This is a genomic window from Paucimonas lemoignei (assembly GCF_004342585.1).
GTDB lineage: Bacteria > Pseudomonadota > Gammaproteobacteria > Burkholderiales > Burkholderiaceae_D > Paucimonas > Paucimonas lemoignei.
On sequence record NZ_SLZQ01000012.1, the window covers coordinates 69,719 to 84,962 of the forward strand.

General features: G+C 56.3%; 14 protein-coding genes. 10 read left to right on the forward strand and 4 right to left on the reverse strand.

Features of this window, described 5'->3' with window-relative positions; translation table 11 throughout:
* The first annotated feature begins 167 nt into the window (after positions 1-167).
* From acnD to EDC30_RS15895, 4 genes are all read left to right on the forward strand, one after another.
* Positions 168-2,768 carry a Fe/S-dependent 2-methylisocitrate dehydratase AcnD gene (acnD, locus tag EDC30_RS15880; RefSeq protein WP_132259834.1) on the forward strand — a complete coding sequence of 867 codons (2,601 nt, stop codon included), beginning with the start codon at positions 168-170 and terminating at the stop codon, positions 2,766-2,768.
* A gap of 55 nt (positions 2,769-2,823) precedes the next feature.
* Positions 2,824-4,017 (forward strand): 2-methylaconitate cis-trans isomerase PrpF, encoded by a 1,194-nt coding sequence (prpF, locus tag EDC30_RS15885; protein ID WP_132259835.1) that lies wholly within the window; start codon positions 2,824-2,826, stop codon positions 4,015-4,017.
* Positions 4,018-4,325: 308 nt separating this feature from the next.
* Positions 4,326-5,066, forward strand: coding sequence for a 3-oxoacyl-ACP reductase FabG (gene fabG, locus EDC30_RS15890; RefSeq protein ID WP_132259836.1), 741 nt, complete (start codon positions 4,326-4,328; stop codon positions 5,064-5,066).
* A gap of 282 nt (positions 5,067-5,348) precedes the next feature.
* On the forward strand, positions 5,349-5,675 hold the full coding sequence (locus tag EDC30_RS15895) for a hypothetical protein (RefSeq protein WP_132259837.1): 327 nt from the start codon (positions 5,349-5,351) through the stop codon (positions 5,673-5,675).
* A 109-nt stretch (positions 5,676-5,784) separates the two neighbouring features.
* On the opposite strand, the gene EDC30_RS15900 is transcribed toward EDC30_RS15895, so the two are convergent.
* From EDC30_RS15900 to EDC30_RS15910, 3 genes are all read right to left on the reverse strand, one after another.
* On the reverse strand, positions 5,785-6,123 hold the full coding sequence (locus tag EDC30_RS15900) for an HPF/RaiA family ribosome-associated protein (RefSeq protein ID WP_132259838.1): 339 nt from the start codon (positions 6,121-6,123) through the stop codon (positions 5,785-5,787).
* A gap of 213 nt (positions 6,124-6,336) precedes the next feature.
* The gene (locus EDC30_RS15905; protein ID WP_132259839.1) at positions 6,337-6,585 is read right to left on the reverse strand and encodes a hypothetical protein; all 249 of its coding nucleotides are present in this window, start codon (positions 6,583-6,585) and stop codon (positions 6,337-6,339) included.
* A gap of 5 nt (positions 6,586-6,590) precedes the next feature.
* Positions 6,591-7,463 (reverse strand): DNA/RNA non-specific endonuclease, encoded by an 873-nt coding sequence (locus tag EDC30_RS15910; RefSeq protein ID WP_207907307.1) that lies wholly within the window; start codon positions 7,461-7,463, stop codon positions 6,591-6,593.
* A 246-nt stretch (positions 7,464-7,709) separates the two neighbouring features.
* Here EDC30_RS15910 and EDC30_RS15915 point away from each other — a divergent pair, with 246 nt between their 5' ends.
* From EDC30_RS15915 to EDC30_RS15930, 4 genes are all read left to right on the forward strand, one after another.
* Positions 7,710-8,030: a hypothetical protein gene (locus tag EDC30_RS15915; RefSeq protein ID WP_132259840.1), complete on the forward strand. Its 321-nt coding sequence runs from the start codon at positions 7,710-7,712 to the stop codon at positions 8,028-8,030.
* Positions 8,031-8,098: 68 nt separating this feature from the next.
* Positions 8,099-9,769 carry a peptide chain release factor 3 gene (locus EDC30_RS15920; protein WP_132259841.1) on the forward strand — a complete coding sequence of 557 codons (1,671 nt, stop codon included), beginning with the start codon at positions 8,099-8,101 and terminating at the stop codon, positions 9,767-9,769.
* A gap of 339 nt (positions 9,770-10,108) precedes the next feature.
* Positions 10,109-10,672: a hemerythrin domain-containing protein gene (locus EDC30_RS15925; RefSeq protein WP_132259842.1), complete on the forward strand. Its 564-nt coding sequence runs from the start codon at positions 10,109-10,111 to the stop codon at positions 10,670-10,672.
* Positions 10,673-10,834: 162 nt separating this feature from the next.
* On the forward strand, positions 10,835-12,199 hold the full coding sequence (locus tag EDC30_RS15930) for a TAXI family TRAP transporter solute-binding subunit (RefSeq protein WP_132259843.1): 1,365 nt from the start codon (positions 10,835-10,837) through the stop codon (positions 12,197-12,199).
* A gap of 66 nt (positions 12,200-12,265) precedes the next feature.
* Here the strand turns inward: EDC30_RS15930 and EDC30_RS15935 are convergent, their stop codons facing one another.
* Entirely contained in the window at positions 12,266-12,730 is a 465-nt protein-coding gene (locus tag EDC30_RS15935) for a rhodanese-like domain-containing protein (RefSeq protein ID WP_132259844.1), read from the reverse strand.
* A 403-nt stretch (positions 12,731-13,133) separates the two neighbouring features.
* Between EDC30_RS15935 and glnA the strand changes: the two genes are divergently transcribed.
* Both glnA and EDC30_RS15945 read left to right on the forward strand, forming a co-directional pair.
* The gene (glnA, locus tag EDC30_RS15940; RefSeq protein ID WP_132259845.1) at positions 13,134-14,549 is read left to right on the forward strand and encodes a type I glutamate--ammonia ligase; all 1,416 of its coding nucleotides are present in this window, start codon (positions 13,134-13,136) and stop codon (positions 14,547-14,549) included.
* Positions 14,550-14,714: 165 nt separating this feature from the next.
* Positions 14,715-15,203 (forward strand): DUF4124 domain-containing protein, encoded by a 489-nt coding sequence (locus EDC30_RS15945; protein ID WP_132259846.1) that lies wholly within the window; start codon positions 14,715-14,717, stop codon positions 15,201-15,203.
* Positions 15,204-15,244 lie beyond the last annotated feature (41 nt).

Below are 15,244 nucleotides of genomic sequence, written 5' to 3' on the forward strand. Positions count from 1 at the left end.
ATCCGGCTACTGCGCGATCCATGGACAAGCCTGCGATGCTCACCGTACTCAAGTACGGTTGCGCTTCTCGGCATGCCCATGTACCGCTCGCTACGCCGTCTTTCCGACGTTTCAGGCTTGCCATAATTCATGGCAAGCCTGGCCGCCTGAATATCGAGGACTGATTCATGAATACTTCCTACCGCAAAAACCTGCCGGGCACCAAGCTGGATTATTTCGACGCGCGTGCCGCTGTCGAAGCCATCAAGCCCGGCTCCTGGGATACGCTCCCGTACACGTCGCGCGTGCATGCCGAGAATCTCGTGCGCCGCTGCGATCCTGCCATCCTCAACGAATGCCTGATCCAGCTCATCGAGCGCAAGCGTGAACGCGACTTCCCCTGGTTCCCGGCACGCGTGGTCTGCCACGACATTCTCGGCCAGACCGCGCTGGTGGATCTCGCCGGCCTGCGTGACGCCATCGCCGATCAAGGCGGCGACCCGGCCAAGGTCAATCCCGTCGTGCCGGTGCAGCTGATTGTCGACCATTCGCTGGCCGTCGAGTGCGGTGGCTTCGATCCCGATGCCTTCGCAAAAAACCGCGCCATCGAAGATCGTCGCAATGAAGACCGCTTCGACTTCATCAACTGGACCAAGCTGGCATTCAAGAATGTCGACGTGATCCCGCCGGGTAACGGCATCATGCACCAGATCAACCTGGAAAAGATGTCGCCGGTGATTCACAACGATCACGGCGTCGCCTACCCGGACACTTGCGTCGGCACCGACTCGCACACGCCGCACGTCGATGCGCTGGGCGTGATCGCCGTCGGCGTGGGCGGCCTGGAAGCCGAAAACGTCATGCTCGGCCGCGCCTCGTGGATGCGCCTGCCGGAAATCGTCGGCGTCGAACTTTCCGGCCGTCGTCAGCCGGGCATCACCGCCACCGATATCGTGCTGGCGCTGACCGAATTCCTGCGCAAGTCGAAAGTGGTCGGCTCCTATCTCGAGTTCTACGGCGAAGGCGCTGCCAGCCTGACCCTGGGCGACCGCGCGACCATCTCCAACATGGCTCCTGAATATGGCGCCACCGCGGCGATGTTCTCGATCGACCAGCAAACCCTCGAATACCTGAAGCTGACCGGCCGCGATGACGAGCAAGTCAAGCTGGTGGAAACCTATGCCAAGGAAGCCGGCCTGTGGTCGGATTCGCTCAAGAATGCCGTGTACGAGCGCGTGCTGAAGTTCGACCTGTCGACTGTCGTGCGCAACATGGCAGGTCCGTCGAACCCGCACGCCCGTGTGGCAACTGCCGAGCTGGTCGCCAAGGGCATCGCCGGCAAGTGGGAAGAGGTCCCCGGCCAGATGCCGGACGGCGCCGTGATCATCGCCGCCATCACCAGCTGCACCAACACCTCCAACCCGCGCAACGTGATCGCCGCAGGTCTGCTGGCGCGCAATGCCAACAAGCTGGGCCTGGTGCGCAAGCCCTGGGTGAAGTCGTCGCTGGCTCCAGGCTCCAAGGTGGTCGAGCTGTACCTGAAGGAAGCGGGTCTGTTGCCCGAACTGGAAAAGCTCGGCTTCGGCATCGTCGCCTATGCCTGCACCTCGTGCAATGGCATGTCCGGCGCGCTCGATCCGAAGATCCAGCAAGAGATTATCGACCGTGACCTGTACGCGACCGCCGTATTGTCGGGCAACCGCAATTTCGACGGCCGCATCCACCCGTACGCCAAGCAAGCCTTCCTGGCTTCGCCGCCGCTGGTGGTGGCCTACGCGATCGCCGGCACGGTGCGTTTCGATATCGAACAGGATGTGCTGACCGTAGTCGATGGCAAGGAAATCCGCCTGAAGGATATCTGGCCTTCGGACGAAGAGATCGATGCCATCATGAAGACGAGCGTCAAGCCGGAGATGTTCCGCAACGTCTACGAGCCGATGTTCACCATCAAGAAGGAAGATGCTTCCAAGGTCAGCCCGCTGTACGACTGGCGTCCGATGTCGACCTATATCCGCCGTCCGCCGTACTGGGAAGGCGCGCTGGCAGGCGAACGCACCCTGAAAGGCATGCGTCCGCTGGCCCTGCTGCCGGATAACATCACCACCGACCACCTGTCGCCGTCCAACGCCATCATGCCGAATTCGGCAGCCGGCGAATACCTGGCCAAGATGGGCTTGCCGGAAGAAGACTTCAATTCCTACGCGACCCACCGCGGCGACCACCTGACCGCGCAGCGCGCCACCTTCGCCAATCCGACGTTGAAGAACGAGATGGTGCGCGATGCCGAAGGCAAGGCGAAAGCCGGTTCGCTGGCGCGCGTCGAGCCGGAAGGCCAGGTCATGCGCATGTGGGAAGCCATCGAGACCTACATGAATCGCAAGCAGCCGCTGATCATCATCGCCGGCGCTGACTACGGTCAGGGCTCCTCGCGCGACTGGGCCGCCAAGGGCGTGCGTCTGGCCGGCGTGGAAGCGATTGTTGCCGAAGGCTTCGAGCGTATCCATCGCACCAATCTGATCGGCATGGGCGTGCTGCCGCTGGAGTTCAAACCGGGCGTCAATCGCATTACGCTTGGCCTCGACGGCACCGAGACATATGACGTGATCGGCGAGCGCAAGCCGCGCGCGGACCTGACCCTGGTCATCAACCGCAAGGATGGCAATCGCGTCGAAGTGCCGGTGACCTGCCGTCTCGACACCGCGGAAGAAGTCTCGATCTACGAAGCCGGCGGCGTGCTGCAACGCTTCGCCAAGGACTTCCTCGAATCGTCGTCGGCAAAAGCGGCGTAAAGCCAAGTAGGGCGGTACTTAATACGTACCGCCCGGTTTTTTCAGGAATCAGTCAATGGCACACGTACCCCAAATTAAGATTCCCGCCACCTATATGCGTGGCGGCACCAGCAAAGGCGTGTTCTTCCGCCTGCAGGATTTGCCTCCTGCCGCGCAAGTGCCGGGCGAGGTTCGCGACAAGCTGCTCATGCGCGTCATCGGCAGCCCCGACCCCTACGGCAAGCAGATCGACGGCATGGGCGGCGCCACCTCCAGCACCAGCAAGACTGTCATCGTCGCCAAGTCCAGCCGTCCCGACCACGACGTCGATTACCTGTTCGGCCAGGTCTCGATCGACAAGCCTTTCGTCGACTGGAGCGGCAACTGCGGCAATTTGTCTTCGGCTGTCGGCTCCTTTGCGGTGGCCAGCGGCCTGGTCGATGCCAGCCGCATTCCGCAGAACGGCACCGTGACCGTGCGCATCTGGCAGGCCAATATCAGCAAGACCATCATTGCGCACGTGCCGATTACCAATGGCGAGGTGCAGGAAACCGGCGACTTCGAACTCGATGGCGTCACTTTCCCGGCTGCCGAAGTGCAGCTCGAATTCCTCGACCCCGCCGATGAAGGCGAAGGCGAGGGCGGCGGCTCGATGTTCCCGACCGGGAACCTCGTCGACGATCTCGAAGTACCCGGCGTGGGCACCTTCAAGGCCACCATGATCAATGCCGGCATCCCGACCATCTTCGTGAACGCTGAAGATATCGGCTATACCGGCACGGAGCTGCAGGAAGCCATCAACGGCGATGCCGATGCCCTGGCTCGTTTCGAGACGATCCGCGCCTACGGTGCGCTGCGCATGGGCCTCATCAAGAATATCGATGAAGCTGCCAAGCGCCAGCACACGCCGAAGATCGCCTTCGTCGCCAAGCCGAAGGATTACGTCGCTTCCAGCGGCAAGGAAGTCAAGGCATCCGATATCGACCTGTTGGTGCGCGCACTCTCCATGGGCAAACTGCATCACGCCATGATGGGAACCGCAGCAGTCGCCATCGGCACGGCGGCGGCGATTCGCGGCACGTTGGTGAACCAGGCCGCCAGCGGTGGCGAACTCAATGCCGTACGCTTTGGCCATCCCTCGGGTACCCTGCGCGTCGGTGCCGAGGCCACCCAGGCCAATGGCGAATGGAGCGTCACCAAGGCGATCATGAGCCGCAGCGCGCGCGTGCTGATGGAAGGCTGGGTGCGTATTCCCGGCGACGTGATTTGATGACGGGGCGCCGCAATCACCGGTGCTAATAAATCAGAGAACCAAAAAAACAGCGGCCATCGAGCCGCTGTTTTAATTTGGTGCGAAGTTTTGTGATCGCGAAAGATTTGGTACGAATTATATTTTGCAAGTAGCAATAAACCACAATTCCTGCTGATCTAGCTTAACTGTAAGGTGTGAATGGGTTAAATTATGTCAGTTGACCGGTAATTCATTATGAAACCATAAAATCCGGTTCTACAATATCTCTATCCGGCCATGTTCCGGTGATGCTTTTTTTTAGCCATATTATGAATAGGGGAGAAGACATGCGACTCGCTAACAAGGTTTCCATCATCACCGGATCGGCGCAGGGCATTGGCCAAGCTACCGCTCTGAAATTCGCCAAGGAAGGTGCCAAGGTCGTCGTCTGCGACATGAATCAGGCTGGCGTCGATGCGGTGGTGAACCAGATTCGCGAAACCGGCGGCGAGGCAATCGGCTTTGCCGTGGATGTCACCAAGATGGAAACCATCGTGGCCATGGTCAATGGCGTCATGGCCAAATATGGCCGCATCGATACGCTGATCAATAATGCGGGCATCGTGATGGATGCAACCCTGAAAAAGATGACCGAAGCGCAGTTCGACAAGGTTATCGACGTCAACCTGAAAGGCGTGTTCAACTGCACCAAGGCCGTGGTCGATATCATGCTGGAACAAAAATCCGGCAGCATCGTGAATGCCTCATCCATCGTCGGCCTGTACGGCAATTTCGGCCAGACCAACTATGCCGCTTCCAAGTTCGGCGTCATCGGCATGGCCAAGACCTGGACCCGCGAACTGAGCCGCAAGGGCATCCGCGTCAATTCCGTCTGCCCCGGCTTCATCGCCACTACCATCCTCAAGGATATGCCGGCAGATGTCATCAAGGCGATGGAAGATCGCGTTCCTATGGGGCGTCTGGGCCAACCGGAAGAAATCGCCAACACCTTTGCCTTCCTGGCTTCCGATGAGGCAAGCTATATCAATGGCGCGGTTATCGAGGTCACCGGCGGCTTGACGCTGTAATAGCGACGACACTTCCGCGTCCGGAAAAATTCTAATCCCGCTGAACAAGCGGAAAAAGCGCGAGCAAAGCCTCGCGCTTTTTTATGTGCGCAAGAATGCCTTGTCCCAAGTCGAGGCTTGAGCCGGGTACGCCTGGAACTTCACTATTGCCCCCTTATCAAATAACAACTACAAGACGGGCAGGGCACTCCGTTGCTCAAGCATGCGGTCAAATCAAAGGGGAGTGTGGAAAGTCATTGCACCAGAGCCAGCTCTGGATAACTTCAAGCAAGGAGAATCAAGATGATGCAATCCAGCGAAATTCAGCAGCGCTTCAACCATATCGAGCAAACCGTCAGGCAAATGAGCCAGGCGTGTCAAAGTTCTCCTAATATTCCTTCGGATTTAAAGCAATGCATCACCGAACTGGATCAGCAGACCGGTCAGGCCAAGCAGGTCATTCAATCACAGAATGAACAGCAGATCATCCAGTGCGTCGATAGTCTGGAAGATTTGGGCGATCGGGCCAAGGCAGCGTGTGAACAGGCCGGCAATCTGAATCAGAATGTCCGCGATGCAGTCATGCAGGCGCATCAGGAACTGTCCGACCTGAAGCACAACCTGCACTGAAGAGGCGGCATATATAACCGCCATTGTCGCGATAGGTGCGACTGATGTTGATGGCCTTGGAGCTGAGCGCGCCAAGGCCTTTTCATTTATGAGAGAACGATAGGCACGTTCATGCGGTATGCGACTTCACGTCGCCGCGGCGACGCTGCACATATTCTTCCACCTGGCGGGTGATGGCGTCAAAACTGTCGCGTACCGCCACGTAGGCATCTTCATTCGCAGTACGCGACCCATCTACAACCAGCTCAGAACCCGGCACGGTCACGTCGACCCGCACGCGGTACAGTTTGCCTTGCTGCTTTTTGTTGGCTTCGGATTCGACCGATACCTGGCAACCCAGCAGATCGCTGCACAGCTTTTCCAGCTTGGCGACGCGCTTGCGGATTTCAGCATCCATGGCTTCCGATGGCGGGATGTCTCTGAATAATATTTGTAGAGGATTTTGCATAATGCCTGTCACAAAAATGGTTGCTCAAAGAGCGAGCGGATCGTTCCGCCCGCTCTCAAAGCTTACACCAGAACCCTGGATACTGGTGTGAAAAATGAAACGTATTGCTTAGGATTGAGCTCGGAATTGAGCCGCGATATTGCAGGCAGAGACTTCTATGCTGGAAAAGATCGTCGGCAAGAGGAGGGCGATTCGGATGTGCCGGATCGTGCTTCACTTGAATGGGTTTTCGATCCTTTCCTTTGGTCTGATTTCCACCTGTTCCGGCAATACCTCTTGCTCCAGCGCCGCCACTGTTGCATCAAGCCATTCCTTTAATTGTCGTGCCCATTGCAAGCCTGATTTGTCGCGCGTGATTTGCAAGCTTCCATATACGGCGATGCGATCCATCCGGTTCTCGATGGTTAACTGGTCCAGAGTCAATGAAGTCGTCTCATCCTGAAAAGGTTTGAACTGTGCCATGGTATTTACCTCATGAATTCTTTAGATTGCCGTTGCCTGTTATCGCGGTTGCGATACTTGTATGGCCGGGGACGCGGCAGCGCCATTGCCTTTGTTCGGATATCTGCCCGCATCGTGGGAAAAAGCCGAATGCCGATACGCGCTTCAAGTTCTTCGATGCTGATGACCTGATACGCCATGCCAGCTTCGTTTTTGGCGACATAGGCGCCGGCTTCCTTGTTTATCGGATCGTATATTGCCTTGAAAAGATGGGTCGGTACAAGCACGCGTCCATTCAGGCGCTCGAGTGTGGAACCCTCGAAAATCGGCCCGGTGATCACGTACAAGTCACCACGCTCAAAGGCTAGCTCGCGCGTGCTGTACTCGATTCCCTCCCACAGGATCTGATTGTTTCTGGGGTGTTGCGGCACGATATTGGCCAGCGAAAAACTGTCGAACTTCGCCTGTTCGGTCGGCATGTCGCCCGCAGGACTTAAGTGGCCGCGATCAAAACCGGAACGCTTATAATCTTCGAGTTCCGCGCGCTGCCAGAACGGAATGCGCTTTTCTTCATGAAAGGCATCTTTGCGCTCAACTGTCTTGGCTTGTTCAAGCCGGGCTGGCGTCAGTCGCTCGGCAGACCATAATGGCGTGCGCGATACGCCGGAATGCAAGACCGCAAATCCTTCAAAACATAATTTCCGGGTTTTCGCCGCCAGTTTTTCTGCGATGACTTCCGGTGCCGCCCCATCGGCAAACTGGTCTCTGCAATCGGCTTCAAAGCCAAATCCCAGGGTAACGACTGGGCTTGCGATCATTAACAAGCCAGCCAAAATCAATTTCATTTTCAACATTGCGATAACAAAAAATCTAAACTGCAAGTATTTGCGATATCGCAAATACTTTCTTTTGATACTTCATTAACATTGCACCTGATCCTTCAATACACTCCCCCTGGAGTTGTTTTTGCCCGCAATGCGCAAGCACTGCGGGCTTTTTTTTATGGTCCCTTAATTCGAGAGATGACCGCGCCCAAGATACAAATTGTTTCAAAACTTACCGTGCATGCACTGGTTGCCGATCGCTTGCTGCTTTACATTCACAGTACAGCAACTGCACAAACTTAGGCCACCAAGGAGCAAGAAATGAACAGATTATTTACCCTGATTACCGGCGCAGCGATTCTGGGCGCCGGCTTGATGGCAGCGAGCCCGGCTGCCATGGCAAGGGATCGCGTCGATTGGTCGGTCAGCGTCGGTTCCGGAGGTTATGCATATCCCGCGCCTGTCGTGGTTGCTCCGCCTCCTCCGGTCGTCGTCGCGCCGCCGCCTCCTGTCGTGGTCCAGCGACCGGTGCCGATGGTTGGCTACGCTCCTTATTACTATGCTCCGCCGCCCGCATACTGGCGTGGCCGCGGCCATCATCACCATGGTCACTGGGATGGCGGCCACCGTCATGGCAGGTAAGGCGACCCGGGTATTAGACTTCGTGTTCAAGAGCCGGTAGACTTGCGAGTTTTACGCTTTACCCTTCCATGTCTACCGAATCCGACCTGCCGGCGGCCGCAGCTCCTGAATCCGCTTCCAGCGAATCACGCACTGTCAGCGCGGCGCAAATCACCCGTGAAGTAGCGCGCCGCCGCACTTTTGGCATCATTTCCCACCCGGACGCGGGTAAAACCACGCTGACCGAAAAACTGCTTCTGTTTTCGGGCGCGATCCAGCTTGCCGGCACCGTCAAGGGCCGCAAGAGCGGTCGTCACGCCACCTCCGACTGGATGGACATCGAAAAGCAGCGCGGCATTTCCGTGGCCAGCTCGGTGATGCAGTTCGAATACCGCGACCATGTGGTCAATCTTCTGGATACGCCGGGTCACCAGGACTTTTCCGAAGATACCTACCGCGTGCTGACGGCGGTCGATTCGGCGCTGATGGTCATCGACGCCGCCAAGGGCGTGGAAGAGCAGACCATCAAGCTGCTGAACGTTTGCCGCATGCGTAACACGCCCATCCTGACCTTCATGAACAAGATGGACCGCGAAACCCGCGATCCGCTCGAATTGCTCGATGAGGTCGAATCGGTCCTGCAGATCGAGTGCGCGCCTGTGACCTGGCCGATCGGCATGGGCAAGAGCTTCCGCGGCGTATACCACTTGCTGCGCGATGAAATCCTGCTGTTTGCACCCGGTAGCGAGCGGGCTGACCAGACTTTCGAAGTCATCAAGGGAATCGACAACCCGCGCCTGGCGGAGATGTTCCCGCTCGAGATCGAGCAGCTGAAGATGGAAGTTGAACTGGTGCATGGCGCCTCGCATCCCTTCGATCTCGATGCTTACCTGGCAGGCAAGCAAACGCCGGTGTTCTTCGGTTCCGCCATCAACAATTTCGGCGTGCGCGAAATCCTCGACGCCCTGATCGACTGGGCGCCGGGCCCGCGCCCACGCGATGCGACCGTCCGTTCGGTCGATCCGAAGGAAACGCCGTTTTCCGGCTTCGTCTTCAAGATCCAGGCCAATATGGATCCCGCGCACCGCGACCGCATCGCCTTCCTGCGCGTTTGCTCGGGGCGTTTCGAGCGTGGCATGAAATTGAAGCACTTGCGCATCGGACGCGAGATCAAGGTCTCCAGCGTGGTGACCTTCATGGCCTCGACGCGCGAGCAGGTCGAAGAAGCGTACGCCGGCGATATCATCGGCTTGCCCAACCACGGCAACATGCAGATCGGCGATAGCTTTTCCGAAGGCGAAATGCTGCAATTCACCGGCATTCCCTATTTTGCCCCGGACTTCTTCCGTACCGTCCGCATCCGTAACCCGCTGAAGATCAAGCAATTGCACAAAGGCTTGCAGCAATTGGGCGAGGAGGGCGCGGTACAGGTTTTCAAGCCGGTGCATGGCGGCGATCTCATTCTCGGCGCGGTCGGGGTGCTGCAGTTCGAGGTGGTCGCCAGCCGCCTGTTGAACGAATATGGTGTCGACGCTGTCTTCGAGGGCACCAGCATCAATACCGCCCGTTGGATCTCGAGCGATGACAAAAAAGCATTGGCTGATTTCGAGAAATCAATTGCTGGAAATAACGTGGCTTTCGATGCTGCTGGAAATATGGCTTATCTGGCCTCATCTGCGGTTAACTTGCGACATGTGCAGGAACGCTGGCCGCAATTAACCTTTCACGCCACCCGCGAACACGCAGCAAAGCTCGAATAATTTCAAAGAGTCGATTGTCGGTTTTGTCTGACAGACTGCGGGAACCGAATTTAGGAAGTCATGCCTAACAGGGGCGCATCTTATTAATGCGTCAATGTTGGGCATTTTTGTTTTGCAAAACAGGAAAGAAAAATGTTGTAAAAATTGCTATTTCGACGTCTATGTTCACGTTGATCTGGCTCAAATTGGATTGTAGGACCTGTTCATATAATCCTTCTCCAAGCTGCAAAGTAACAGGCGTCAATAAAAAACAAGACGTCGTTTATAAGAAATCAAGAGACAAGCCATCAATTTTTGATTGCTAGCAATCAAATAGCGCGGAAAAGGAGGTAATTCGATATGTTGACCGCCACTTATTCCCTTGTGACATTGTCAGTGGAACAAAAAAACGCCCGTAGCATGCTTTCCAGCCTGCATGCCCAAATTCTGAATATCTTGCAGAATCTCCACAACATCAATAGGGCGTGTCTGGAGAGCGCCATTTCCAAGCTGGAGCAGTTTGAAGAATATTGTCATAAGCGGAAGGTGGAAACATACGTCATTCCGGCGATCCGTCAATCGACCCGCAAGGCCGATCCCATTCTTGCAGAACTGGAAAACCTGAGTTCACGCTGCATGGATCTCTTGCGTGCCTTGCACGACCAATGGCGCTATGCATTCGAGCAGGGCGTTACCGGTGTAAAAAAGCTTTGTTCGGAAATGGAGCAGTACTGCCATCATTTGCATGAGCGTTTTGCCAAGGAAGAGGAAAAACTTTTCCCTGTAGTAATCGGACTTCTGCCAAACGAACAATGGTTCGATATTGCCGCAAAATTTTTGCATGAGGTTGATGAGAAAGGCCGCACTCATGCTGATATGCTGCCGTCGACGAAACACGAGGCCTGGCCTGTTATGCGGACGTAAAATCTGGCGATTTCGTAAATTGAAAGAAGATAAAAAGGAGCGGCTAAGGTCGCTCTTTTTCATTGCTTGTCCATTTAAACGGATCACATAAAACCTCAACAGGTGACTTGCGCCTCTGGGAGTTTCTTGGCATGGTGTCGGCATTCCTGATTGCCTTTCGTTATGCCAAAAATTTTCCGCTTCACCCGTTTCTCCCTGCGTGACCTGATAGTCACGGCCGGCCCGGCAAGTTTGCTGGTGCTCGCGCTATGCATAGGCGCGTATTGGCTCATCGATCCTTCGCCGCCAAAGCACGTCGTCATGTCTACCGGGCAGGAAAACAGTGCGTATGAAGAATTCGGCAAAAAATATGCTGCAATTTTGGCCAGGCAAGGCATCGCCATCGAATTGCGTGCTTCGCCCGGGTCCCAGGAAAATCTCAAGCGTCTCCAGGATAACGATTCCGGCATCGATATCGCCTTTGTCCAGAGCGGGTCGACAGAGCAGTCCGAGGCGGAACGCCAGGGCCTGGTGTCATTGGGCAGTTTGTTTACGGAACCGGTCTGGATCTTCCTGCGCGGTACCAAAAAGATCAACGAGTTGGGCCAGTTGAAAGGCTTGCGCATCAATGTCGGCCAGGATGGCACCGGCGTGCCGCAATTGTTCAAGAGTTTGCTGGAAGCGAACCATGTCGATCCGGCTGCATTGCACCTGAGCACGCTGGACAATACGCCGGCAACCGTGGAGCTCTTGGCGGGGCGGATCGATGGCGTGGTATTCAGTTCCGCGCCGGATGCGCCGCTGATTCAGATGCTGCTGCAGACGCCGGGAATCCGCTTGCTGGACTTTCCGCAGGCGGAAGCCTATACGCGCCGCCTGCCATTTCTTACGCATGTCGTGCTGCCGCGCGGGATCGTCGATCTCGGCAAGAACCTGCCGGCGCAGGACATTCACCTGATCGCGCCGACCGCCACGCTGGTGGCGCGCGAGGATTTGCATCCGGCGCTGATGGACCTGTTTGTGCAGGCTGCGGCAAACATTCATGGCGGCGCCGGCTGGTTCAATGCGCAAAAGGCATTTCCGACTGCAAACTATACGGAAATCCCGGTTGCGCGGGATGCCGAGCGATATTATCGCAATGGCCCATCGTTTCTCGAGCGGTACTTGCCATTTTGGCTGGCCAATTTCCTGAGCCGCATGTGGGTTGTCATCATCGCCGTGGGTGCGCTGGCGGTGCCGCTATCGCGGATCATTCCGCCACTCTATGTCTGGAAGGTGCGTTCGCGCGTCTATCGCTGGTATGGCACGCTGCGCGCCGTCGAGCAAGCCATCGAAGATGTGCCGCCACCCGAGCGGGCGACCGTCTACCGGGAACAGTTGCAGCGCCTGGACGAGATCGAGGAAAAGGCCAACCATGTCTCGATCCCGCTTTCCTTTGCCGAAGAACTGTACGGCTTGCGCAGCCATATCAATCTGGTGCGCAAGCGCATCCAGTGGCTGATGGAGGCCGGCGAAGCGCGTGAACCGGCACGCGACTTCAACGCGTGATTTAAACGGCGCGCGACCTAAATGCTGTGCAATTCAGCTGCCTTGTTTGGGTGCCAAGGCTTGTGCTCAGGCGCCGATCCAGGGCAGGTTGTGCTTGCACCAGCCGGAAACGGTCTTGCGATGGCCATGCTGGTCCTTGTCGCCCTCGAATCCTTCCAGGATATCGTAGCAATGCTTGTACCCCTGTTCGGTCGCAAGCTTGGCGGCATGCCGCGAACGCACGCCTGAGCGGCACAGGAACAAGATGGTGTCATCCTTGCCGGCAGCTTGTGCCAGTTGGGCAACGAAATCGGGATTATGGACGCCGCCCGGATACAGATTCCATTGGACTGCCTGATGCTGTTCCTCGGGCACCGCAACCCGACCGACCCAGTCTCGTTCCGCGGCAGTACGCACGTCCACCAGCTTCGTATGCGGATCGGCCTGCAGCAGGACATAGGCTTCCTGGGGAGTAACCGCGCCGGCGTACGGCAAATTGTTTTCCTTGGCGCGCTCCCCAGCTCTTGCCAGAATTTCATCTTTAGTTGTCATGGGATTATCCATCCAAATAATGTGGGAACGATTATAGTCCTGTCCGCCAGACCGATAGATCGGGCTTGATGAGGCTGGATAAGTGAGTCACCAAACTGGTGCACTATGGCGACGTATTCGTGTCATATCCCCAAAATAGTGCAATAAATTTTTATTGCATCATATTGGTGCGTGGCATTTTTGGGAATTACCGGATTTAACGCATTTTGATATGTAAAAGCCTTATTTTCTTATTCGTTTGGAAGAATTTTTGTGTTCAGTTGATGGCATGGAACCTGCTATCATTCCTGGGTGAATTATTGATTTTGCTCAAGCACGTTTGCGATGCGGTTTTCGCTGACGGTCGGTTCAATTTCAATTTGAAATTTTGTATTTAATTTCCGCTTACATTTAGGAGATTCGCATGGCAAGAACGGTCGCAGAGGTCTTGAAGATGGTAAAAGACAACGAAGTCAAATTCGTTGATCTCCGTTTTACTGATACCCGGGGCAAGGAACAACACGTTTCCGTGCCAGTTTCGCATTTCGACGCTGACAAGTTCGAATCCGGCCACGCCTTCGATGGTTCATCGATCGCCGGCTGGAAGGGTATCGAGGCATCTGACATGATCCTGATTCCCGATCCGAACACCGCTAACATCGATCCTTTCATGGAAGAGACCACGATGTTCATGCAGTGCGACGTGATCGAACCGTCCGACGGCAAGGGCTATGACCGCGATCCACGCTCGATCGCCAAGCGCGCCGAAGCCTACCTGAAGTCCACCGGACTGGGCGATACCGCCTATTTCGGTCCGGAACCCGAATTCTTCATCTTTGACAGCGTGCGCTGGAAAGCCGACATGTCCGGCTGCTTCGTGAAGATCGATTCCGAAGAAGCTTCCTGGTCCACCGGCGAGAAGTTCGAAGGCGGCAACACCGGTCATCGTCCGACCGTCAAGGGCGGCTACTTCCCGGTTCCGCCGGTCGACAGCTTCCAGGATATGCGTTCGGAAATGTCGATGATCCTCGAATCCCTGGGCATTCCGGTTGAAGTGCACCACCACGAAGTGGCCGGCGCCGGCCAGAACGAGCTGGGCACCAAGTTCTCCACCCTGGTGGAACGCGCTGACTGGACCCAGACCCAGAAATACGTGATCTGGAACGTCGCTCACACCTACGGCAAGACCGCGACCTTCATGCCGAAGCCGCTGGTTGGCGATAACGGTTCGGGCATGCACGTGCACCAGTCCGTCTGGAAGGATGGCAAGAACCTGTTCGCCGGCGACGGCTATGCCGGTCTGTCCGAGTTCGCCCTATACTACATCGGCGGTATCATCAAGCATGCTCGCGCACTGAATGCGATCACCAACCCGGGCACCAACTCGTACAAGCGTCTGGTTCCTGGCTTTGAAGCTCCGGTCAAGCTGGCTTACTCGGCCAAGAACCGTTCGGCTTCGATCCGTATTCCCCACGTGGCGAATCCGAAAGGCCGCCGCGTCGAGGCACGTTTCCCGGATCCGCTGATGAACCCGTACCTCGGCTTTGCCGCGCTGCTGATGGCAGGTCTGGACGGCGTGCAGAACAAGATCCATCCGGGCGAAGCAGCGACCAAGGACCTGTACCACCTGCCGCCGGAAGAAGACAAGCTGATCCCGACCGTGTGCTCCTCGCTCGACCAGGCGCTGGAAGCCCTCGACAAGGATCGCGAGTTCCTGACCCGTGGCGGCGTGTTCAGCGACACCATGATCGATGCCTACCTCGAGCTGAAGATGCAGGAATTGCAGCGCTTCCGCATGACGACTCATCCGATCGAGTTCGACATGTACTACTCGCTGTAATCCAGTAACAGCGTGCTAGCTAAAGGGCGGGTTTTCCCGCCCTTTAGTTTTTTTCAGGGCAAATTAATCGTTGTAATATGAGGAAAAGTGTCAAGCAGCAATTGTAATCCGTTGATTCTTATCCTAAACTGACAATCCAAAATGTTACTTTCCATTAAGTAATTTATGAAATTTGCCATTTCCTTAGCTGTATTGCTGGCGACGATCTGTGCTGCGAACGTGCATGCGCAGTCGGAGGTGTATTTGTGCGTGGACGAGCGCGGCAACAAGGAATACAAGAATACCGGCGGCACAAAAGGCTGCAAGCGCGTGGAGCTGCCCGGTATCACCACCGTAGAAGGAACGAGAGTGCGTCCGGCTTCGGCTTCGGCACCGAGACCGGTATCCACGCCGAGCGATTTTCCCAAGGTCGATAGCGGCACACAAAAGGCGCGTGACAATGACCGTCGCCAGATCCTGGCCGATGAGTTGAAAAACGAAGAGCAAAAGCTGGCGAGCCTGAAGAAGGAATATAACAATGGCGAGCCGGAGCGCCAGGGCGGTGAACGCAACTATGCCAAATACCAGGAACGGACGGCCGCAATGAAACAGGAAGTCGAGCGCACGGAAAAAAATGTCGAGGCGCTCAAGCGTGAAATCGCCAACTTGAAGTAGGTATGGCAATTGCTTGAAGGAAGAGGCCGCATCATGCGGCC